The sequence below is a fragment of the Embleya sp. NBC_00888 genome, assembly GCF_045207655.1.
Lineage (GTDB): Bacteria > Actinomycetota > Actinomycetes > Streptomycetales > Streptomycetaceae > Embleya.
The window spans coordinates 863,311-886,187 of the sequence record NZ_CP108784.1; the positions used below are offsets into that span (position 1 = coordinate 863,311).

At 70.7% G+C, this 22,877-nt stretch carries 8 protein-coding genes (1 of these 8 running past the window's edge); 5 read left to right on the plus strand and 3 right to left on the minus strand.

What is annotated here, in order from left to right:
- Both OG948_RS03425 and OG948_RS03430 read right to left on the minus strand, forming a co-directional pair.
- Window positions 1-5,306 carry the 5' end (the start) of a non-ribosomal peptide synthase/polyketide synthase gene (locus OG948_RS03425; RefSeq protein ID WP_406293721.1) on the minus strand. Its footprint begins 20,659 nt before the window's first position, so the window shows 5,306 of its 25,965 coding nt (coding positions 1-5,306); the start codon lies at window positions 5,304-5,306; its stop codon lies off the left edge, out of view.
- The gene (locus OG948_RS03430) at window positions 5,303-14,995 is read right to left on the minus strand and encodes an amino acid adenylation domain-containing protein (RefSeq protein ID WP_406293722.1); all 9,693 of its coding nucleotides are present in this window, start codon (window positions 14,993-14,995) and stop codon (window positions 5,303-5,305) included. Before OG948_RS03430 ends, OG948_RS03425 begins: the two co-directional genes overlap by 4 nt.
- A gap of 664 nt (window positions 14,996-15,659) precedes the next feature.
- On the opposite strand from OG948_RS03430, the gene OG948_RS03435 reads away from it, so the two are divergent.
- The 5 genes from OG948_RS03435 (at window position 15,660) to OG948_RS03455 (ending at window position 20,875) form a co-directional block, all read left to right on the plus strand.
- Window positions 15,660-16,352 carry an alpha/beta fold hydrolase gene (locus OG948_RS03435; protein WP_406293723.1) on the plus strand — a complete coding sequence of 231 codons (693 nt, stop codon included), beginning with the start codon at window positions 15,660-15,662 and terminating at the stop codon, window positions 16,350-16,352.
- Window positions 16,353-16,369: 17 nt separating this feature from the next.
- A complete protein-coding gene (locus tag OG948_RS03440) occupies window positions 16,370-18,304 on the plus strand; it encodes an ABC transporter ATP-binding protein (RefSeq protein ID WP_406300171.1) in 1,935 nt (644 codons plus the stop codon).
- Between the two features lie 189 nt (window positions 18,305-18,493).
- Window positions 18,494-18,919, plus strand: coding sequence for a GntR family transcriptional regulator (locus tag OG948_RS03445; protein ID WP_395867992.1), 426 nt, complete (start codon window positions 18,494-18,496; stop codon window positions 18,917-18,919).
- Window positions 18,920-18,923: 4 nt separating this feature from the next.
- Window positions 18,924-19,838, plus strand: coding sequence for an ABC transporter ATP-binding protein (locus OG948_RS03450; protein ID WP_406293725.1), 915 nt, complete (start codon window positions 18,924-18,926; stop codon window positions 19,836-19,838).
- The gene (locus tag OG948_RS03455; protein ID WP_406293727.1) at window positions 19,835-20,875 is read left to right on the plus strand and encodes a hypothetical protein; all 1,041 of its coding nucleotides are present in this window, start codon (window positions 19,835-19,837) and stop codon (window positions 20,873-20,875) included. The genes OG948_RS03450 and OG948_RS03455 overlap by 4 nt, the downstream gene beginning before the upstream one ends.
- A gap of 158 nt (window positions 20,876-21,033) precedes the next feature.
- Here the strand turns inward: OG948_RS03455 and OG948_RS03460 are convergent, their stop codons facing one another.
- Entirely contained in the window at window positions 21,034-22,617 is a 1,584-nt protein-coding gene (locus OG948_RS03460; protein ID WP_406293728.1) for an MBL fold metallo-hydrolase, read from the minus strand.
- Between the last annotated feature and the right edge of the window lie 260 nt (window positions 22,618-22,877).

Here is a 22,877-nt window from a genome sequence, read left to right on the forward strand (position 1 = left end):
ATCGCGGCGTCGGCGTCCAGGATGTGCAGGCGGCCACCGCTGACCAGGCTGCCGAACACCACGGTGTTGCCCAGGTCGGTGACCTGCGACTGGAGCAACGCGTAGCGCGCCCCGGGTGCGCCCAGTCCCACCCGCGCGGGCGCCGAGGCCATGTAGTTCGCGAGCCCGCCGTGCGTGACGGCGACCCCCTTCGGCCGTCCGGTCGACCCGGACGTGTGGATCACATAGGCCAGTTCGGCGGGATGTGGGCGCGCGGGCGGGGTCGGGTGCGCCCTCTCCGGGTCGGTGCCGACCGGGTCCGAGCCGTCGACCACGTCCGGGTCGTCGATCGCGACGGTGGGCAGCCGACCGGCCGGCAGGTCCTCCAGGAGGTCCTCGGTCCCGACCAGGATGACCGCGCGACCGTCCGCGAGCAGGAACGCGATGCGATCCGCGGGATGGCGCGGATCGATCGGCAGGTACGCCGCGCCCGCCCGCCACACGCCGAGGATCGCGGCGATCATGTCCGACCCTCGGGGCAGACACAGCGCCACCACCGAACCGCGGCCGACCCCGCGCCCGCGCAGCGCCCGGGCCAACCGCTCGGCGCGCGCCGCCAGTTCGGCGTACGAGATCTCGACGCCGGCGCACTCGACCGCGACCGCGTCCGGGGTTCGCGCCACCTGCGCGGCGAACGACTCGGGCACCGACGGCGCCGGCGGGTCGACCCGCGTGTCGTTCCACTCCACCAGCACCCGGGCGCGCTCGTCCTCGTCGAGCACGTCCACCGCGCCCACCCGCACGCCCGGATCGGCGAGCACCGTCTCCAGCACCCGCACCCACCGCGCGCCCATCGCGCGCACCGAATCCGGATCGAACAGGTCCGCCGACGCGGTCAACCCACCGCGCAGTCCGGCGGGCCGGCCCAGCTCGTCGAACACCTGGGCGATCATCACGTCGAGATCGAACTTCACCCCCGGCCGCGGCCCGGGCCGCACCTCGACCGCCAGACCGGGCAGGGCGACACTCGCGTCGAGGGTGTTCTGCATGGTCAGAACCACCTGGAAGAGCGGATGGCGCGCCGACGATCGAGCGGGCGCCAGCTCCTCCACCAGCCGCTCGAACGGCACGTCCTGATGCCCCAGCGCCCCCAGCCCCGCCTCCCGCACCCGGGCCAGGACGGTGGTGAAAGTGGGATCGGCGGACAGATCGGTACGGATGACCAGGGTGTTGACGAAGCACCCGATCAGCGGGTCCAGGCTCTCGTCCGTGCGCCCCGCGACCGCCGAACCGATCGGGATGTCCGTACCCGCACCGAGCTTCGCCAACAACACCGCCAGCGCGGCCTGGAGGACCATGAACACCGTCACGCCCTCGGCCCGCGCCACCTCCACGAGCCGCGCGTGCAGGTCCGCCGACAGCTCCAGGGGCACGGTGTGCCCGAGGTGACTGGCGACCGCCGGGCGCGGGCGCTCCACGGGCAGCGCGAGTTCCTCCGGCGCATCGGCCAGCGCGTCCCGCCAGTACGCCACCTGACGTGACAACACGCTGTCCGGGTCCCGGTCGCCGCCCAGCAACTCCCGCTGCCACAGCGCGTAGTCCGCGTACTGCACCGGCAGGGGCGCCCAGTCCGGCTCCCGACCCGCCAACCGGGCCGCGTAGGCGGTCGAGAGGTCCTGCCCCAGCGGCGCCATCGACCAGCCGTCGGCGGCGATGTGATGGACCACCACGACCAGGACGTGCTCCTCCGGCCCGACCGTGATCAACGACGCCCGCAGCGGCGGCTCCGCCGACAGATCGAAGGCGTACCCACTGGCCCGCGCCACCGCGTCGGCCGACTCGTCGGCGTCGGCCGCCTCCACCCGGCACAACTCCCACGCCACCTCATCCGGGCGCAGGATCCGCTGGTACGGCTCACCGTCGGCGACCGCGAGCACCGTCCGCAGCACCTCGTGCCGGGCGATCACGTCCCGGAACGCCGCCGCCAGCGCGTCGACGTCGGGCCTGCCGACCAGCCGAAGCACGTTCGGGGCGTTGTACGTCGCGCTGCGCCCCTCCAGTTGCTCCAGGAACCAGAGTCGGTACTGGGCGAACGACAGTGGGATCCGCTCCGGCCGCTCCCGCATCGTCACCGCGGCCCGCGCCGTGTCCGCGTCGTCCAACACGGCCGCCACCCCGGCGACGGTGGGCGTCCGGAACAGCTCGCGAATCTCCAGCTCGACGCCGAGCGTGCTGCGAATCCGGGACGCGAGCCGGGTGGCGAGCAACGAATGGCCGCCGAGCTCGAAGAAGTTGTCGTCGATCCCGACGGTATCGCGCCCGAGCACCTGCGCGAACACACCGCACAGGATCTCCTCGCGCACGGTGCGCGGCTCCCGGCCGGGTCCGGTGTGGTGGTCGGGTGCGGGGAGGGCTTTGCGGTCGAGTTTGCCGTTGCTCGTGAGCGGGAGTGCGTCGAGGGCGACGACGGCGGCGGGGACCATGTACTCGGGCAGACGGCCGGCGGCGAAGCGCCGGAGGGTGTCGGGCAGGGTCGCCGGGGGTGTGGCGGTGTCTCGGGCGGGGACGACGTAGGCGACCAGGTGGGTGCCCGCGCTCTCGTCGGTGCGGGCGACCACGACGGCCTGCGCGACCTCGGGGTGGGCGGCGAGCGTGGCCTGCACCTCGGCGGGTTCGATCCGGAAGCCCCGAATCTTGACCTGATCGTCGACCCGTCCGGCGAACAGCACCTGGCCGTCGTGTGTCCACCGCGCCCGGTCGCCGGTGCGATACATGCGCTCGCCGGAGCCGAACGGGCACGCCACGAAACGTTCCGCGCTGAGACCCGGGCGGCCGACGTAGCCCCGGGCGAGTTGGACACCGGCGAGGTACAACTCACCCGTGACGCCGGGCGGGACGGGTGCGAGGTTGTCGTCGAGGACGTACACCCGCGTGTTGGCGATCGGTGCGCCGATCGGGACCGACGCGCCTTCCCAGCCCGGTGCGCAGTACCAGGCCGTGACGTCCACGGACGCCTCGGTGGGGCCGTACAGGTTGTGCAACTCCACACCCTCGAACAGCGCATGGAAGCGGTCCTGGGTCCCCACCGACAGGGCCTCGCCACTGCACACCACCAGACGCAGATCCTGCGCGCAGGCCGCGGCCGTCGGCTCCTCCAGGAACGCATCCAGCATCGAGGGCACGAAGTGCATCACCCCCACCCGCTGCTCGCGCGCCAACGCGGCCACATACGCCGGATCCCGATGACCACCCGGCCGGGCCACCACCATCGCCGCCCCCGACAGCAGCGTGGCGAACAACTCCCACACGGAGACGTCGAAAACGAACGGCGTCTTGTGCATCACCCGATCACCGACACCGAACCCATACCGATCCCACATCCACACCAGGCGATTCACCACACCCGCGTGCGGCACCACGACACCCTTCGGCACCCCCGTCGAACCCGACGTATAGATCACATACGCCGCGTTATCGCCGGTCAACGCACCACCACGCTCGAAGTCGCTCAGCGTGCCGCCATCGAACCCGGCCACCCGCGCCACGACCTCGGCGTCATCGACGATGAGAACCGGCGCCGGTGAAGAGGTGTTCGACACCGACGACGCCCACGTCCCAGCGGTGACAACCAGCGCCGGGCCCGCGTCCCGCAGGAGCAGTTCGACGCGCTCGGTCGGGTATCGCGGGTCGATCGGGAGATACGCGGCGCCCGCCTTCATGACCGCCAGCAACGACACAACCAGGTCGATCCCGCGCTCCAACACCACCGCGACAATCGACTCCGGACCCACCCCCAACCCCACCAGACACCGCGCAAGCCGATTCGCCCGCACATCCAATTCCGCGAACGACAACTCGACGCCCTCGAACACCACCGCCACCGCACCCGGCGACGCCACCACCCGAGCCTCGAACAACCCCACAACCGAAGCCGAAGCCCGATCCACAGCGGTGTCGTTCCACTCCACCAACACCCGAGACCGCTCATCGTCGGTGAGCACATCAACTGCCGCGAGCCGGATGCCCGGGTCCTCGGTCACCGTGCGCAGCACACGCACCAATCGGTCGGAGACGGCCGCGACCGATGCCGCGTCGAACAGATCGGCAGCGCCGGTCAGACCCCCCGACAGACCGGCCGGGCGACCGCGCCGGTCCACCTCCTCCGCGAGGATCAGTTCCAGGTCACATTTCGACGCCGGGCGCATCCCCGCGACGCTCTCGACCTCCACCCCGGCGAATGCGAGCCCGGCCCGCTCCGTGTTCTGGAGCGTCAACATCACCTGGAACAACGGGTGCCGCGCCAACGACCGCGCCGGCGCCAACTCCTCCACCAACCGCTCGAACGGCACATCCTGATTCCCGAACGCGGCGAAGCCGGTGTCCCGAACCCGGCCCAGCACCTCCCGGAACGTCGGATCCCCGGACAGGTCGGTGCGAATCACCAGGTTGTTGACGAAGCACCCGACCAGCTCATCCAGCCCTTCGTCCGTCCTTCCGGCGACGGCCGACCCGATCGGGATGTCCGTACCGGCGCCCAACCGCGACAACAACACCGCCAGCGCCGCCTGAAGGACCATGAACACCGTGGCGCCTTCGGACCGCGCCAACCCCGTCAACCGAGCGTGCAGTTCGGCCGAGATCTCCAGCGGCACGTTGTGGCCGACATGACTCGCCACCGCCGGGCGGGGCCGGTCCACCGGGAGTTCGAGCTCCTCCGGGGCACCCGCCAGCGCATCCCGCCAATACGTCACCTGACGTGACAGCACGCTGTCCGAATCGTCGGCCTCGCCGAGCAACTCCCGCTGCCACAGCGCGTAGTCGGCGTACTGGACCGGCAACGGCGCCCACTCCGGCGCTCGTCGGCCACACCGCGCGGCGTAGGCGACCGAGATGTCCCGGCCCATGGGCCCCCACGACCAACCGTCGCCCGCGATGTGGTGCACCACCAGAACCAGCACGTGCTCCTCGGGCCCGACCGGGAACAGGGAGGCCCGCAGCGGCGGCTCGCACGCCAGGTCGAAGGCGTATTCACCCGCCCGGCGCACCGCGTCGGGCAGATCCGCCGCGTCGACCGAGCCCATCACCTGTAGTTCCCAGCACAGTTCCTCCGGCTCCAGGATGCGCTGGAACGGCTCGCCGTCCACGACGTCGTAGACGGTGCGGAGCACTTCGTGACGTACCACGACGTCCCGCAGCGCCGCCGACAGCGCGTCACGATGCAGCCGCCCTGTCAACCGCAGGACCGCAGGGATGTTGTGTGCCGGATTGGGCCCTTCGAGTCGGCTCAGGAACCACAACCGTCGCTGCGCGAATGACAACGGAATCATCGGGGCTCCTCTGGTCTACGCATGGGCCGCAGTACCGGCCGCCGACCTGACGTCTGATTGCCGATCCGACCCGCGAGCCCGGCGACCGTGGGCGCCTGGAAGAGCTCGCGGATCTCCAGGTCGACACCGAGCGTGCTGCGAATCCGGGAAACGAGCCGAGTGGCGAGCAACGAATGGCCGCCGAGCTCGAAGAAGTTGTCGTCGATCCCGACGGCATCGCGCCCGAGCACCTGGGCGAAGGCCGCACACAGGGTCTCTTCCTGCGCCGTACGCGGTGCCCTGTACGCGGTCACGGTGAACTCCGCTGCCGGGAGTGCCTTGCGGTCGAGCTTGCCGTTGCTCGTGAGCGGGAGTGCGTCGAGCACGACGACGACGGCGGGCACCATGTACTCCGACAGCCGCGACGCCGCGAACCGCCGCACGTCGTCGGACAGGGCGTCATCGGACACCTCGCCGTCCCGGGCCGGGACCACGTAGGCGACCAGGTGCGTACCGGTGGCCTCGTCCACGCGCGGGACGACCACCGCTTGGGCCAGACCCGGATGAGCGAGCAGTGTCGTCTGCACCTCGGCGGGTTCGATCCGGAAGCCCCGAATCTTGACCTGATCGTCCACCCGGCCCGCGAACAGCACCTGACCGTCGTGGGTCCACCGGGCCCGGTCGCCGGTGCGATACATGCGCTCGCCGGAGCCGAACGGGCACGCCACGAAGCGCTCGCCCGTCAGCCCGGGGCGACCGACGTAACCCCGGGCGAGCTGGACACCGGCCAGGTACAACTCACCCGTCACACCAGGCGGAACCGGCGCGAGGTTGTCGTCCAGGACGTACACCCGCGTGTTGGCGATCGGTGCGCCGATCGGGACCGACAAGCCTTCCCAATCGGGGGTGCAGTGCCAAGCCGTGACGTCCACGGACGCCTCGGTGGGGCCGTACAGGTTGTGCAACTCCACACCCTCGAACAGCGCATGGAAGCGGGCCTGGGTCCCCACCGACAGCGCCTCGCCACTGCACACCACCAGACGCAGATCCTGCGCGCAGGCCGCGGCCGTCGGCTCCTCCAGGAACGCATCCAGCATCGAGGGCACGAAGTGCATCACCCCCACCCGCTGCTCACGCACCAACGCGGCCACATAGCCCGGATCCCGATGACCACCCGGCCGGGCCACCACCATCGCCGCCCCCGACAACAGCGTCGCGAACAACTCCCACACGGAGACGTCGAACACGAACGGCGTCTTGTGCATCACCCGATCACCGACACCGAACCCATACCGATCCCACATCCACACCAGGCGATTCACCACACCCGCGTGCGGCACCACCACACCCTTCGGCACCCCCGTCGAACCCGACGTATAGATCACATACGCCGCGATATCGCCGGTCAGCACACCACCACGCTCGAAGTCGCTCAGCGTGCCGCCATCGAACCCGGCCACCCGCGCCACGACCTCGGCGTCATCGACGATCAGAACCGGCGGCCCGTCGACAACGGGCGCCGACGCCGTATCCGTCACCACCAGCACGGGCCCCGCATCCCGCAACAGGAACCCGACCCGATCCGCCGGATAGCCCGGATCGATCGGCAGATAAGCGCCGCCCGCCTTCAACACCGCCAGCAAGGAAACAACCAGATCGATCCCGCGCTCCAACACCACCGCGACAATCGACTCCGGACCCACCCCCAACCCCACCAAACACCGCGCAAGCCGATTCGCCCGCGCATCCAACTCCGCGAACGACAACTCGACGCCCTCGAACACCACCGCCACCGCACCCGGCGACGCCACCACCCGAGCCTCGAACAACCCCACAACCGAACCCGAACCCGCGGCCGGGGCCACCTCCACAGCCGTGTCGTTCCACCCCACCAACACCCGAGACCGCTCATCGTCGGTGAGCACATCAACTGCGGCGAGCCGAGTGTCCGGCGCAGCGGCGGCCGTCCGCAGTACCCGGACCAGCCGATCGGCGACCTCCGCCACCGAGTCCGCGTCGAACAGATCGGCGGCGCCGGTCAGACCCCCCGAAAGACCGATCGCGCGACCGCGCTCGTCCACGATCTCCGCGAGGCTCAGTTCCAGGTCGAACTTCGATGCCGGCTTCATTCCGGAGACCGTCTCGACGTCCAGACCGTCGAACTCCAACCCGGCCCGACCGGCGTTCTGAAGCGTCAACATCACCTGGAACAGCGGATGGCGCGCCAACGACCGCGCCGGCGCCAACTCCTCCACCAACCGCTCGAACGGCACATCCTGATTCCCGAACGCCGCCAGGCCCGTCTCACGAACCCGGCCCAGCACCTCCCGGAAGGCCGGATCGCCGGACAGGTCGGTGCGCAACACGAGCGTGTTGACGAAGCACCCGACCAGCTCATCCAGCCCTTCGTCCGTCCTCCCCGCCACGGCCGACCCGATCGGGATGTCCGTACCGGCGCCCAACCGCGACAACAACACCGCCAGCGCCGCCTGAAGGACCATGAACACCGTGACGCCCTCGGCCCGCGCCAACTCAAGCAATGGGCCGTGCAGTTCGCTCGGGATCTCGACCGGGACGCTGTGGCCGGCGTGGCTCGCCACCGCCGGACGCGGGCGGTCGACCGGCAGTTCGAGCTCCTCCGGGACGCCCGCCAGTGCCGCCCGCCAGAAACCCACCTGTCGCGCCAGCACACTGTCCGGATCGTCGGCCGCGCCGAGCAACTCCCGCTGCCACAGCGCGTAGTCGGCGTACTGGACCGGCAACGGTGCCGTCCACTCGGGCGCCCGTCCCGCGCGCCGGTCCGCGTAGGCCAACGCGATGTCCCGGCCCAGGGGTCCCCAGGACCAGCCGTCTCCCGCGATGTGGTGGAGCACCACCACCAGGACGTGTTCCCGGACGTTCGCGGACAGCAGCCACACCCGGATCGGCGGCTCGGTCGCCAGGTCGAAGGTGCACGTCGCCATTCGGGCCACCTCGGCCGCCACGTCGTCCGCCGCGACGTCGACGAAGGTCGGCTGCCATGTGATCTCGTCGGGGCTCAGGATCTCCTGGTACGGCTCGCCGTCCACGACGGTGAACACGGTGCGCAGCACCTCGTGCCGGGCGAGCACGTCACGCAGCGCCGCGCTCAGGGCCGTACGGTCCGGGTCGCCCGTCAGGCGGGCCACTACCGGAATGTTGTAGGTCGGGTCGGGGCCGTCCAACTGACCGAGGAACCACAGCCGTTGCTGGGCGTAGGAGGGCGGGACGCGCTCCGGGCGGCTCCGGGCGGCCAGGGCCGTTCGGGCCCGATCGGCGCCGGCGAGCGCGGTGACGAGGCCCGCCGGGGTCGGTGTCTCGAACAGGGCCCGGACTGCGAGTTCCACGCCCAGCGCGGAGCGGGCCCGGGAGATGAGTCGGGTGGCCAGGAGCGAGTGGCCGCCCAGTTCGAAGAAGTTGTCGTCCACGCCCACCGCGTCCAGGCCGAGGATGTCGGCGAAGACGCCGCACAGGATTTCCTCCCGCGGGTTGGCGGGCCGGCGTCCGGTCGATTCGGCGGCGCCGGGTTCCGGCGCGGGCAGCGCGTCGCGGTCGAGCTTGCCGTTGCCGGTGAGGGGCAGTGCGTCCAGGACCACCAGGGCCGAGGGCAGCATCTGCTCGGGCAGCCGTCGGGCCAGGAACACCCGTACCGCGTCGACCGGTTCCTCGTCGTCACGGTTGGCGTCGAGGACGAGGTAGGCGATCAGGCGGGGGCCGCCCGGTGCGTCCTCGCGGGCGATCACCGCGGCCTGGGCGACCAGGGGGTGGGTGAGGATGGTGGCCCGGATCTCGGCGGGTTCGATCCGGAAGCCTCTGATCTTGACCTGGTCGTCGACCCGCCCGGCGAAGGCGAGTCGTCCGTCCGGGGTCCAACGGGCTCGGTCGCCGGTGCGGTACATGCGCTCGCCCGTGCCGAACGGGCAGGCCACGAAGCGCTCACCGGTCAGCCCGGGTCGGTTCGTGTAGCCGCGCGCGAGGCCCGCGCCGGCGATGTGGAGTTCGCCGGTCACCCCGATCGGCACCGGGTTCAGGGCCTCGTCGAGGACGTAGGCCCGGGTGTTGCCGATGGGGGTGCCGATCGGGACCACGCCGTGCTCGACCATCTCGGCGGTCAGCCGGGTGGTGGTGACGCCGATGGTGGTCTCGGTCGGCCCGTAGTGGTTGAACACGGCGCGGTCGCCGGCCGCGTGCAGCAGCTCGCGTACCCACGGCGCGGGGGCTGCCTCACCACCCAGGATCAGGGTGCGGGCGGGCAGTACGGCTGCCGGGCCGCCGCGTTCGGCGAGCGCGGCCAGGTGGGAGGGTACGGCCTTGACGTGGTCGATCCGGTGTTCGGCCAGGTAGTCGGTCACGGCTTGGGGGTCGAGCACGGTGTCGGCGTCGAGGATGTGCAGGTGGCCGCCGCTGACCAGGGAGGTGAACACGGTCGTGTTGCCCAGGTCGGTGACCTGGGACTGTAGCAGCGCGTAGCGGGCTCCCGGTGTGCCGAGGCCGATCCGCGCGGGCACCGAGGTCACGTAGTTGGCCAGCGCGCCGTGGGTGACCGCGACGCCCTTGGGTGTGCCGGTCGAACCGGACGTGTAGATCACGTAGGCCAGTCCGGCCGGATCGAGGACCGGATCCGGTACGGGGTCCGCCGTGCCCGGCCCGGTGGGCAGGTCGTCCATCGAGACCATGCGCACCTTGCCCGCCGGGAGGTCGTCCAGCACCTCTTCGGTGGCGATCAGCAGCACGGCCCGGCTGTCCGTGAGCAGGAAGGCGATCCGGTCCACCGGTTGGCGGGCGTCGATCGGGACGTACGCGGCGCCGGCCTGCCATACGCCCAGGATCGCCGAGGTCATCGCGAGGCCTTGAGGCAGGCACAGGCCCACCACCGATTCCGGTCCGACGCCGGATCCGAGCAGGTATCGGGCCACCCGGTCGGCGTGCTCGCGCAGTTCGGCGTACGAGGTGTGTGTTTCGCCGCAGGTCACCGCCGGGGCATCGGGGGTACGTGCGGCCTGGGCGCGGAAGAGTTGCGCGATGGTGTGGTGGGGGACGTGGAGCGTGGTGTCGTTCCACTCGGCCAGCACGCGGGTCCGCTCGGCCCGGTCGAGCAGGTTCACCCGGCCGGCTCGGATGTCGGGGGTCTCGGTCACCGCGCGCAGCACCCGGACCCAGCGCTCCGCGATGGTACGGGCCGTATCCGCGTCGAACAGGTCGACGGCGGCGGTCACCGAGCCGGTGAGTCCGGCGGGTTGGGCCTGCTGGTCGAAGGTCTCGGCCACCATGACGTCGAGGTCGAACTTCACCCCGGGGCGTGCATCAGGCAACAACTCGACGGTGACGTCGGGCAGTTCCAGAACCGTTTCGACACTTTCCTGCATCGTCAGCACGACCTGGAAGAGCGGGTGTCGGGCCGTGGACCGGGTGGGGGCGAGTTCTTCGACGAGTCGCTCGAAGGGCACGTCCTGGTGGGCGAAGGCGCCCAGGGTGGTGCGTCGGACCCGGGCCAGCAGTTCGGTGAACTCGGGGTCGCCGGTGAGGTCGGTGCGCACGACGAGCGTGTTGACGAAGCAGCCGATCAGGGGATCCAGCGTCTCGTCGGTACGGCCGGCGACCGCCGAGCCGATCGGGATGTCCGTGCCGGCGCCCAGGCGGGACAGCAGCAAAGCCAGGGCCGCCTGGAGCACCATGTAGACGGTCACGCCCTCGGCCCGGGCCAGTTCCACCAGCGCGCGGTGCAGGTCCGCGGGCACGTCGAGCGGGACGCTGTGCCCGAGATGGCCGGCCGCGGCCGGCCGGCCGCGGTCGGCGGGCAGGGCCAACTCCTCGGGGGCGCCGGCCAGGGCCGTGCGCCAGTGGTCGATCTGGGCCCGGATCGGGCTGTCCGGATCGTCCTCCGCGCCGAGGAACTCCCGCTGCCACAGCGCGTAGTCCGCGTACTGCACCGGCAACGGCGCCCAGTCCGGGGCCCGGTCCCCGCGCCGGGCCGCGTACGCGGTCGAGATGTCGCGGCCGAGCGGTCCCATCGACCAGCCGTCCGCGGCGATGTGATGCACCACCACGACCAGCACGTACTCGCCGAGTCCGAGGGCGGAGGCGGGACCGGAATCGGAACCGGTCCGGGCCTCGGCTCCGGCGTCGACAGCGTCGCCATCACCCGCGAACAACCAAGCCCGAAACGGAGGTTCCACCGCGAGGTCGAACGCGTGCGTGGCCGCGCGCTGTACGGCGGCGGGAAGTTCGTCCGCCGGGAGATGAATCGTCGACAGACTCCACCCCACCTCGTCCGTCGGCAGAATCCGCTGGTACGGGCGGCCCTCCTCGGCCGGAAGCACCGTGCGCAGCACCTCGTGCCGCTCCAGCACGTCGCGCAGCGCGGCGGACAGCGCCGCCGGGTCCGGATCTCCGGACAGCCGCAGGATGATCGGCGCGTTGTAGGTGGTGCCGCGCCCTTCCAGTTGGGCCAGGAACCACAGTCGTTGTTGTGCGAAGGACAGCGGGATCCGGTCGGGACGGGGCTGCGCGGCGAGCACGGGCCGGTTCCGGGTCGAGCCGGTGATCGCGCCGGACAGGTGGGCGGCGAGGCCGGCGGGGGTGGGGGTGCGGAACAGCTCGCGCATCTCCAGGTCGACGCCCAGCAGTGCGCGGACGCGGGAGATCAGTCGGGCGGCGAGCAGCGAGTGGCCGCCGAGTTCGAAGAAGTTGGCGTCCGGTCCCACCGCCGCCAGGTCCAGGACGTCGGCGAAGATCCCGCGGAGGATGTCCTCTTCCGGGGTGGTCGACCTGTCGACGACCGTGTGCCGGCGCGGGTCGGGCAGCGCGCTCCGGTCGATCTTGCCGCTGACGGTCAGCGGGAACGCGGGCAGCGGCACGATCGCCGAGGGCACCATGTACTCCGGCAACCGCTCGGCCAGGTACCGGCGCAGCGCCTCGGCCGTTGCGCTCTCGCCCCACACGTCGAGGTCGGCGACCGTGCCCGCGGCGGCGCCGTCGGCCTCGCCCGAGGACTCCGGGCCGACCACGTAGCCCAGCAGTCGCCGGTCGCCGGATTCGCTCTCCCGGGCGATCACCACGGCCTGGCCGACGAGGGGGTGGGTTCGCAGTGCCGCCTCGATCTCGGCGGGTTCGATCCGGAAGCCTCTGATCTTGATCTGTTCGTCGACCCGCCCGGCGAAGGCGAGTTGCCCGTCGGGGGTCCGGCGCACCCGGTCTCCGGTGCGGTACATCCGCCCGCCGGCCCGGAACGGGTCGGCGACGAAGCGTTCGGCGGTCAGCCCCGGGCGGCCCAGGTAGCCCCGGGCCAGGCCGGCGCCGGCGACGTAGAGCTCGCCGGTGACCCCGATCGGGACCGGCGCGAGGCAGTGGTCGAGGACGTACACCCGGGAGTTGGTGATCGGCGTGCCGATGTCGGGGTCGGTGTCCGGGCGCAGCGGCCGGGACATGGTCGCGCACACGGTGGTCTCGGTCGGCCCGTAGGCGTTGATCATGCGTCGGCCCGGTGCCCATCGGCTCGCCTGTTCGCGGCCGAGGGCCTCGCCGGCGGAGACCAGGGTGCGCAGGCAGGTCAGCTCTCGGGGGTCGAGGACGGGGAGCACCGCCGGGGGCAGCGTGGCGTGGGTGACGCGGTGTCGGGTGATCACGTCGGCGAGGCCGCTGCCGGGGAGCAGTTCCTTGGCCGGGGCCACCACCAGGGCCGCGCCGGTGCACAGCGCCATCACGATTTCCCAGGTCGCGGCGTCGAATCCGATCGAGGCGAATTGCAGGATCCGGCTGTCCGGGGTGACGTCGAGCCGGTCGACCTGGGCGGTGACCAGGGAGGCGATGCCGGCGTGGGTCAGGGCCACGCCCTTGGGTCGTCCGGTGGAGCCGGAGGTGTAGATCACGTAGGCCAGGTCGGCGAGCCGGGCGCGGGTGGGGATCGGGTCGGCGGGTCGGGCGTCGATCGCGGCGCGGACCGAGGGGTCGTCGAGGGCGACGGTGAGCAGGCCGCGGACGGGAAGGTCGTCGAGGAGGTCGTCCGAGCCGAGCAGGACCGAGGCGCGGCTGTCGGTGAGCATGTACGCGAGGCGTTCGAGTGGTTGGCGGGGGTCGACGGGCAGATAGGCGGCGCCCGCCTTGAGCACGGCGGTCAGTGCGACGATCAGGTCGACGCCGCGGTCCAGGACCACCGCGACCACCGATTCGCGGCCCACCCCCAATGCGGTCAGGTGGGCCGCCAGGCGGTTCGCGCGGGCGTCCAGTTCGGCGTAGTCGATCGGGTCGGTGTCGCAGAGCACGGCGGGGGCGTGCGGGGTGTGTTCGACCCGGGCGCGGAACATGTCGGCGGCGGTCAGGGCAGGTACCGGGGCGGTGGTGTCGTTGCCGCGGGTGGTGAGCGTGTGCCGCTCGTCCGGGTCGAGCAGGTCGATCCGGCCGATCGGTTCGGTGGGGTCTGCGGCGGCGATGCGGTGCAGCACGCGCAGGAAGCGGGAGGCGAGGTCGCCGGCCGTCTCGGGGGCGTGCAGGTCGAGGTTGACGTCGACGTCGATGTCCAGGCCGGTGTCGGCGGATCGGTCGTAGACGTTGAGCTGGCGGTCGACGATCGGGCCGTGCGAGAGGTTGCGGACGGTGGCGGGGCAGTCGCCGAAGCGCATCGAGTAGTCGAAGCTCATCACGTTCACGACCAGGCCGCACAGTGCCGCGCCGTCGACGCTGTTCAGGTCGCGGAGCATGTCCTCGTAGCGGTAGCGCTGGTGGCGCAGGCCGGAGAGCACGGCGGTGGAGGTCTGTGCGACGAGTTCGCCGACGGTGGTTCGCGGGTCCAGTCGCAGTGGCAGCGGCATCACGTTGGAGGTCATGCCGGGGATGGCGAGTGCGCGGCGCCCGGTTCGGCCCAGGACGGGGATGCCCAGGATCACGTCGCGGGCGCCGGTGCTGCGGTGTTGGTGCGCGGCCGCGGCGGCGATCACCAGTCCGGGGAGGTTGGTGCGCAGCCGGGCCGCGGCGGCCTTGAGCCGGGTGGTGTCGCGCAAGTCGACCGCGGCGCTGTGCCGGGTCTGCGCGCTGGGCAGGCTGCGCGCGTACCGGGTGTCGGGGGACGAGGTCTCGGCGGGGCCCGAGAGCGTGTCGTGCCAGTACCGCCGGTCCCGTTCGAAGTGTGCCGAGGCGCGGTAGGCGCGGTCGGCGTCGATCAGCACCGAGACCGATTCCAGGGGCGGTTCGTCGGGGGTGCGGCCGGCCAGCAGCGCGGTGTAGACGCGGGCGACCCGGTCGGCGATCAGCGATCCCGCGTGGCCGTCCATCACCAGATGGTGGGCGCGTTGGTACCACAACACCCGGCCGGGCGCCAGGGTGAGCACGACGGAGGTGAACAGGCGGTCGGTGGAGGGGTCGAGCCTGCGGGCCAGGTCGCGGCGCATCCAGTTTTCGGCGGCGGCTCGCGGGTCGGCTTCGGCGCCGACGTCGACCACGCGCACGGGGTGCTCGTCCGCCGGGTCCGGGTATTGGCGGGGTGCGCCGTCGACGGTGCGAAAGCGGAGCCGGTGGGTCTCGGCCTGGTCGAGCACGCGGCGTACCGCGCTCACGAACAGGTCCACGTCCACGTCGCCGTGGATCTCCAGGTATTCGCCGACGTTGTAGACCGTGTGCTCCGGCGCCACCTGGTGCGCGTACCACACGCCCAGTTGACCGGCCGTCAGTTCCCAAAGCCCAGGCGCGGTTGCGGCCATTCGCTCTCCCCCAGGTGATGTCGGCGGCCGCGACCGGGAGAAGGTCGGTACTTCTCCATAGAGATCCGTGAAGACCGGCCGAGACGAGTGTGGTCCGCGGCGTGTGCCGATTCGGGAATCCGTCGTCGGTTTCACCCGTGCGTCGACGGTATTCTCGGCCGGATCCGACTCGACCGGATTCGCTGCCGCCCTTCCGGTCGAGGGCGTCCGGCCTTGCCGGGGCGGCTTTTTCGGGATTCTCTTCGCTTCCGGCCGTCATCCTCATCAGCGTGCTCGGGGGATGTCAACCGGCCGATCGGGGGCGGGCGTTCGGCGGATTCGGTGCCGCTCGTTCAACTGCGGCGGCGCCACGGTTGAACACCCGCGGGCCCCGCTCGCGGGCGTCGTCCCAGGTGGTCGCGTTGAGCCCGGCGGCCTGCCGATGACATGGTGAATCGCGGCGGGATCGCGGCGAGCCGGTCGCCTCGGCGCCCGCTACGGTCGGGGCGCGGACGCTCGGGCCGGCGTGGCCCGGGGGCGGCATCCCGTTCCCGACGGCGAATGGAACTCATCGACCATGCCTTTCCTGCACGCCAATGGCATCCGTCTTTCCTACGAGCGCTCGGGTCGCGGGGAAAGTGTTCTTCTCATCATGGGTTCGGGCGCCGCGGGTCGGGTCTGGACCATGCATCAGACTCCCGCGCTGCATCGGGCCGGATTCGAGACGGTCGTCGTCGACAATCGGGGAATCGCGCCCTCGGATGTACCGCCGGGGAAATATTCGCTCGAGGACATGGTGGCCGATACCAAGGGTCTGATCGACGCTTTGGATCTGGCTCCGTGTCGTCTGGTCGGGCTTTCCCTGGGTGCTTTGATCGCACAGGAACTCGCGGTACACCACCCCGAGTCGGTGCACAGTGCGGTGCTCATCGCCACGCGGGCGCGATCGGATGCCATCCGGCGGGCGCAGACTCTCGCGGAACGGGCGGTGGACCAGGACGGTGTCCGTCTGCCGCCCGCCTATCGCGCGTTGAACACGGCGATCCAGATGTTGTCGCCGAGCACGTTGAACGACGACGCCTCGGCCGCGACGTGGCTGGAGATCTTCGAGTTGTCCGGCGACGCGGACTCCACCGGTGGCCAGGCCTGGGTGGACCTGGACGTGGATCGGCGTGCGCAGTTGGGCCGGATCACCGTGCCGTGTCGGGTGGTGGCGTTCGCCGACGACCTGATCTCGCCCGTGCATCTGGCCGCCGAGGTGGCCGACGCCATCCCGGACTGCGACCTGGTCACGATCCCCGACGCGGGCCACCTGGGCCACCTCGAACGTCCCGAGGAGGTCAACTCGGTGATCGTCGAGTTCCTCGAAAAGTACTGAGAGGAAGTTCCGTGAGCATGATGGCCGCCCCGGGCATGGGGCCGACGCTGCGTCTGGACGATTCGATCACCCGGCAGCGGGTCTCGCCGGGCACGGTCCGGCGCGTGCTCCCGTACGCGGGCCGCCATCGCCACTGGGTGGTGCTGGCGCTGGTGGCGACGATCGTGGACGCGGTCATCATGGCCGCGAGTCCGTTGATGTTGAAGACGGTCATCGACGACGGCATCCGGCCGGGCGACTTCTCCGTCGTGGTGTGGTTGTCCGTGGCCATCGCGGTGTTGGCCGTGGTGGACGCGGGGGCGATCTACTGCCAGGCGTGGTTCTCCGGGCGGGTCGGCGAGGGGCTGGTCTACGAGCTGCGCACCGAGGTGTTCACGCACGTACAGCGGCAACCGTTGGCGTTCTTCACCCGCACCCAGACCGGGTCCCTGGTCAGCCGGCTGAACACCGACATCATCGGTGCGCAGCAGGCGGTGACGACGTTGTTGACGCAGGCGGTGTCCACGTTCCTGACGGTGGGTCTGGTGCTGGCCGCGATGTTCTATCTCTCGTGGCAGATCACCTTGGCCGCGCTGGTGCTGATCCCGATCTTCCTGGTGCCCGCAAGGTACTTCGGTCGGGCCATGCAACGACTGGCCCGGGAGGAGATGCAACTCGACGCCGAGATGGGCTCGATGATGAACGAGCGCTTCAACGTCTCGGGCGCGATGCTGGTCAAGCTGTACGGGCGCCCGGTGGAGGAGTCCGACGCGTTCGCGCGGCGGGCGGCCCGGGTGCGGGACATCGCGGTGGTCTCGAACGTGTACGCGCGATTGTTCTTCATCCTGGCGACGTTGTTGACCGCGCTGACCACCGCGCTGGTCTACGGGTTCGGCGGGCGGCTGGCCATCGACGGCACCCTGGAGATCGGCGCGCTGGTGGCGATGGTCGCGCTGTTGTTGCGGTTGTACGGGCCGATCAATCAACTCTCCAGCATCCAGGCGAGTTTCATGACCGCGCTGGTGAGCTTCGACCGGGTCTTCGAGGTGTTGGACCTGCAACCGCTGATCGTGGAGGACCCGCAGGCGCACGACCTGCCCGCGGGGAGCGACGACGGCACGTCGGGCCTGGATCTGGAGTTCGACGACGTGTGGTTTCGCTATCCGAGCGCCGAGGAGGTCTCGCTGGCCTCGTTGGAGAGCACCGGGGCGCGGGTGCGGGAGTCGGCGCAGGACGACTGGACGCTGCGGGAGTTGAGCTTCACCGTGCCGCAGGGCGGGATGACCGCGCTGGTCGGCTCCTCGGGCGCGGGCAAGACCACGATCACCAATCTGGTGCCGCGCTTGTACGACCCGGTTCGCGGCGCGGTCCGGGTGGGCGGGCACGACCTGCGCGAGCTGACCCTGACCTCGCTTCGGGACACGATCGGCGTGGTCACCCAGGACGCTCACCTGTTCCACGACACGATCCGGGCGAATCTGCTGTACGCCCGCCCGGAGGCGACCGAGGCCGAGGTGGTCGCCGCGTGCGAGGCCGCCCGGATCCAGGAGGTGATCGACGCGCTGCCCGAGGGCCTGGACACCGTGGTCGGTGACCGCGGCCACCGGCTCTCCGGCGGCGAGAAGCAACGGGTGGCGCTGGCACGGCTGTTGCTCAAGTCGCCGCCGATCGTGGTGCTGGACGAGGCGACCGCGCACCTGGATTCGGAGTCCGAGGCGGCGATCCAGCAGGCGTTGGAGACCGCGCTCAAGGGCCGGACCTCGCTGGTGATCGCGCACCGCCTGTCCACGATCCGCGACGCCGATCAGATCCTGGTGGTGGACGCGGGTCGGATCGTGGAACGCGGCACGCACCACGCCCTGTTGGCGGCCGGCGGGATCTACGCCGACTTGTACCGCACGCAGTTCGCCGACCGGAAGGACGTGCCGGATCCGGACCTGCTCCCGGAGACCTCCGCGCCGGGACCGGCCTGACCGCTACGTCCCTCTCTCCCCCGCCCCACCGGCCCGGTCCGCCCGGGAACGGCCGGGGTACGCCGCGACATCGCGGCGTACCCCGGCCGTTTCGTCGTTTCGCCGGTGGGCGATCGTGTTCGAATCCGTGTGCGCCACACCACACGCAGTAGACTAAAGTGCTAGCATCCTAGTTAAAGCGGAGTGACCATGATCGACTTCCATTTGGACACCCGCTCCGGTGTTTCCCCGTACCTGCAGTTGGTCCATCAGGTCCGACAGGCCCTGCGCCTGGGCATGTTGTCGGTCGACGACCAACTGCCGACGGTCAAGGAGGTCGTCTCCAAGCTCGCGATCAACCCCAACACCGTGCTCAAGGCCTATCGCGAGCTCGAACACGAGGGCCTGGTCTCGCCCAGGCCGGGCGTGGGCACCTTCGTCACCCGCACTCTCACCGACGGCTCGCTGGCGGCACACGAGAGCCTGCGCGAGGAGTTGCGGAGCTGGTTGGACCGGGCCCAGGAAGCGGGCCTGACCACGGACAGCATCGAGGCTCTGCTCATGACCACCTTCCGGACCACGCTGCGGTCCACCGAAGCAGCCCATACGGAAAACGTGCGAACACCAGAAAGGTGAGGCAATGACTCCGGTTCTGGAAACCGAGGGACTCGGCAAGCGCTACGGCCGGCACGACGCCTTGGCCGACTGCACGCTGAGTGTCCCCTCCGGACGCATCATCGGCCTGGTCGGCCCCAACGGGGCAGGCAAATCGACGCTGCTGGGTCTGACCTGCGGCCTGATCGCCCCGACCGCGGGCACCATCAGCGTGCTCGGCAACCGACCCGCCGCGAGCGCCGACCAGTTAGCCCGGGTCGGTTTCGTCGCGCAGGACACCCCGGTGTACCCGGGCCTGACGATCGCCGACCACCTGCGCATGGGGGCGCGGCTGAACCCGCGCTGGGATCGGCGGTTGGCCGAGGAGCGGATCCGCCAACTCGGCCTGGACCCGGCGCAGAAGGCCGGCCGCCTCTCCGGCGGCCAGCGCGCCCAACTCGCGCTCACCATCGCCGCGGCCAAACGCCCCGAGTTGCTGATCTTCGACGAACCGGTGGCCGCCCTCGACCCGCTCGCGCGCCGCGCGTTCCTCCAGAACCTGATGGAGGTCGTGGTCGAGATCGAGGTGAGCATCATCCTCTCCTCACACCTGCTCTCCGACCTGGAGCGGGTCAGCGACTACCTGATCGTGCTCGCCGCCGGACGCGTACAACTCGCCGGCGAGGTGGACGAACTACTGGCGAGCCACTACCGATTGACCGGAGCGCGCGGCGAACTCGATGCGCTGCCAGCGGCGATCAACGTGGTCACCGCCGAACACACCGCCAGGCAGAGCACGTTGGTGGTGCGGACGTCCGGCTCGGTGCCGCACCATGTCAGTGCCGCCGAGCATGTGGACCTGGAGGACATGGTCCTGGCCTACATGACCCAGGCCGCCGACAGCGCCGCGGGCCTGCCCGCGCCGCGCACCCGGATCCAGACCTCGGAGGCCCCGCGATGATCTGGCTCACCTGGCGACAATTTCGCACCCAGGCCCTGATCGCGCTCGGCGCGCTGGCCGTGCTGGCGATCTACCTGGTCTTCCTCGGCCTGTCCATCCGCGACGACTACGACGCGCACATCGTCGGCTGCCAGGCGCTGAACGCCTGCGCCACCGCGAAGGACGCCTTCGAATCCGACTACAAGGCGCAACTGACCCTCGTCGGCGCCCTGCTCATCGTGGTCCCGGCGGTCCTGGGCACCTTCTGGGGCGCGCCGCTGGTCACCCGCGAGCTGGAGAGCGGTACCCACCGACTCGTCTGGAACCAGAGCGTGACCCGCGCGCGTTGGCTCGCGGTCAAGCTCGCCGTGATCACCGTCGCCGCGCTGATCCTCACCGGAGTCTTCTCCGCCCTGCTCACCTGGGCGGCCCGCCCCTTCGACCGGCTCCAGGGCACCCGCTTCACCCCGCTCGTCTTCGACGCGCGCAACCTCGTGCCGCTCGGCTACGCCGTCTTCGCGTTCGTCCTGGGCACCACCATCGGCCTGCTGATCCGACGCACGCTGCCGGCCATGGCGGTCACGCTGGTGCTCTTCGCCGTCGTGCAGGTGGTGATGCCGTACGTGCGGCCGCACATGCTCCCGGCCAAGGAGGCGGCGGTCGCGGTGAACGGCACCACGCTGCCTCGGGTGAGCAGCTTCATCCTGGACGGCGACGCCGGCGGACCGGACGAACGGGTCGCCACCGGCGCGACGCTGCGCATCGAGGACTACCGCATGCCCGGCGCGTGGGTGCTGACCGGATCCACCAAGATCCGCACCGCCGACGGCAAACCCGCCATCACCGGCCCCGAGGTGCAGAGCTGCCTGGAGCCCGCGAAGTCCGGGTTGGCCGAGTCCGGCGAGTGCCTGGCCGCGCAGAACCTGCACTTCGACGTGAAGTACCAGCCCGCCGGCCGGTACTGGACGTTCCAGTGGGCCGAGACCGCGATCTTCCTCGGCGGCGCGCTGCTGCTCGCGGGCTTCGCGCTCTGGCGCATCCCCCGCAACCTCACCTGAGCCGGTGGCCGGTCCGGTCGGACCGGCCACCGTCCCCGGCCCCTGCCCCGCGCACACGATCGGCCGACCGCGTCCCACGCGGTCGGCCGATCGGGCGTGCGGGTCGGCGCCGGGTCAGTGCTCCCGCACACGCGGGGGCCGGCCGGCGCGCCGGGACGTCACCAGCGCCACTCCTGCTGCCCGAACAGGTGCCCGGCCTTGATCCCGTGGTCGGCGCACCAGGTCAGGAACTCGTCCACCTGCTTGAGCTGGTAGGTGTCCTCGTTGTAGGTGGTGGCCATCACGTGACCCAGCCAGCTCTCCTCGCCCATGGCGTAGACGTACGCCTCGTTCGCCCCCAGCTCGGTCATGATCGCGGCGGCCTGCTCCGCGTTCGAGCCGGACAGCTTGCGGGACTTGCTCATCTTGCGGGTCACCGGCTTGGTCAGCAGCGCCTGGTAGAGCCAGGTCAGCGGCGCGCCGTCGCACTCCATGCCCAGGAACGCGTAGTGCGCGGTGCCCAGGTGATTGCGCACGTGCCGGTAGAGCTGCGGGTCGATCCCGGAGGAGTCCGCGCCCACGTACGCGGTGCGCCCGGCCAACTCCACCCAGTACGTGGACTTGCCGCGGATGTCCAGGTCGCAGTGCTCGCCCAGGAACGGCGTGGCGACCACCTTGCCGCCCGGGAACGGCACCTCCTCGAAGTCGTCGACCTCGATCACCGGAAAGCCCATGTGCCGCAACATCAGTGCCATGGAGGGATCCTCGAGGTTGCCGCGCGAGGGGCGCGGGACCACGATCGCCCCGACCCGGCCGCGCAGTTGCAGCAGCGTCTCCAGCACGATGTGGTCCTGGTGGCCGTGGGTGATCAGCGCCAGGTCGATCCGGTCCGGCAGGTCGTCCAGCGTGTACCGGTCGCCGGCGGAGCTGTCCGCGCTGATGAACGGGTCGGTCACGATGGCCGCTTCGGGGGTCTGGAGCACCAGACACGCGTGCCCGAAGTAGCGGATCCGGCCGCCCGCCTCGACGTGCCGATCCTCGGACAGACTGGGCCTGTCACTGAGCAGCGTGCCCAGTCGCACGGCCTGGGCGTCGTCGAGTTCGAGCGCCTCGCGCAGTCGGCCGAGCGAGCTCGCCGTGGTGCGGGCCCGGAACAACTCCTCGAGACCGGGATGCCGGAAGGGGATGGGCAGTTCCAACACGTCCGGTCCGGGCAGCCGGGGCGTGCTCAGGATGAACGGCCGCTCGGTGCCCGGCTCCAGGGACAGTTGCACCGACTGCCGGGACTCGACGTACGCCTGGCTCGCGTAGGCCAGCGGCTCGATGAAACGCACCGAGGCCTGGTTGTCGGTGTCGTAGGCCAACTCGACCAGGCCGCCCAGTTCGGGCGGGAGCTTGGGGTACAGCGGGGTCAGGTCGAACCCGGTGGCGTTGGCCCGCAGCAGCTCCTGCGCCTCGGCCACCGCCGCGGCCAGGCGCAGCATGTCCGCCCGTTCCCGCTTGATCGTCTCCAGCAACTCCTTGACCTCGGCCGAGCGTTCCGCGCCGATGTTGACGAAGTAGCCGCCGCGCAGCGCCGGGTTGTCACTGGCGGCGATGTGCACCTGGGGCGATTGCACGTACGACTCGAGCATCGGCACCTGGAGGTAGGCCAGGTTCATCGCCGCCTGGATCGGCGCCACCGTGTGCAGCCAGGCGTAGAACCTGTCCACGAGTGGTTCGACGATGACCTTCGAGCGCAGGAAAACAGGTGTATCCGTCATCTGGGCACTCCGCTTCGAGGAGATCCGGGGAAATGGACGACCCTGGCGGGCAGACCAGGCAACCATGGCGTGCGTGCGCCGCGTCGTGCGCCGCTCACGGCGGTGCGACCGGCGCCATCGGCGGACATCCGACGTCGGCCCTGGACGAAGGCGCCCGGGCAGAAGGGTGATGCGGGCACCGCCGCTGCCATTTTCGGACCGGCCGGGCGGACGGACAACCACGCCGCCTCGTACAGGCGTTCAACTGCGGCGACGCACCG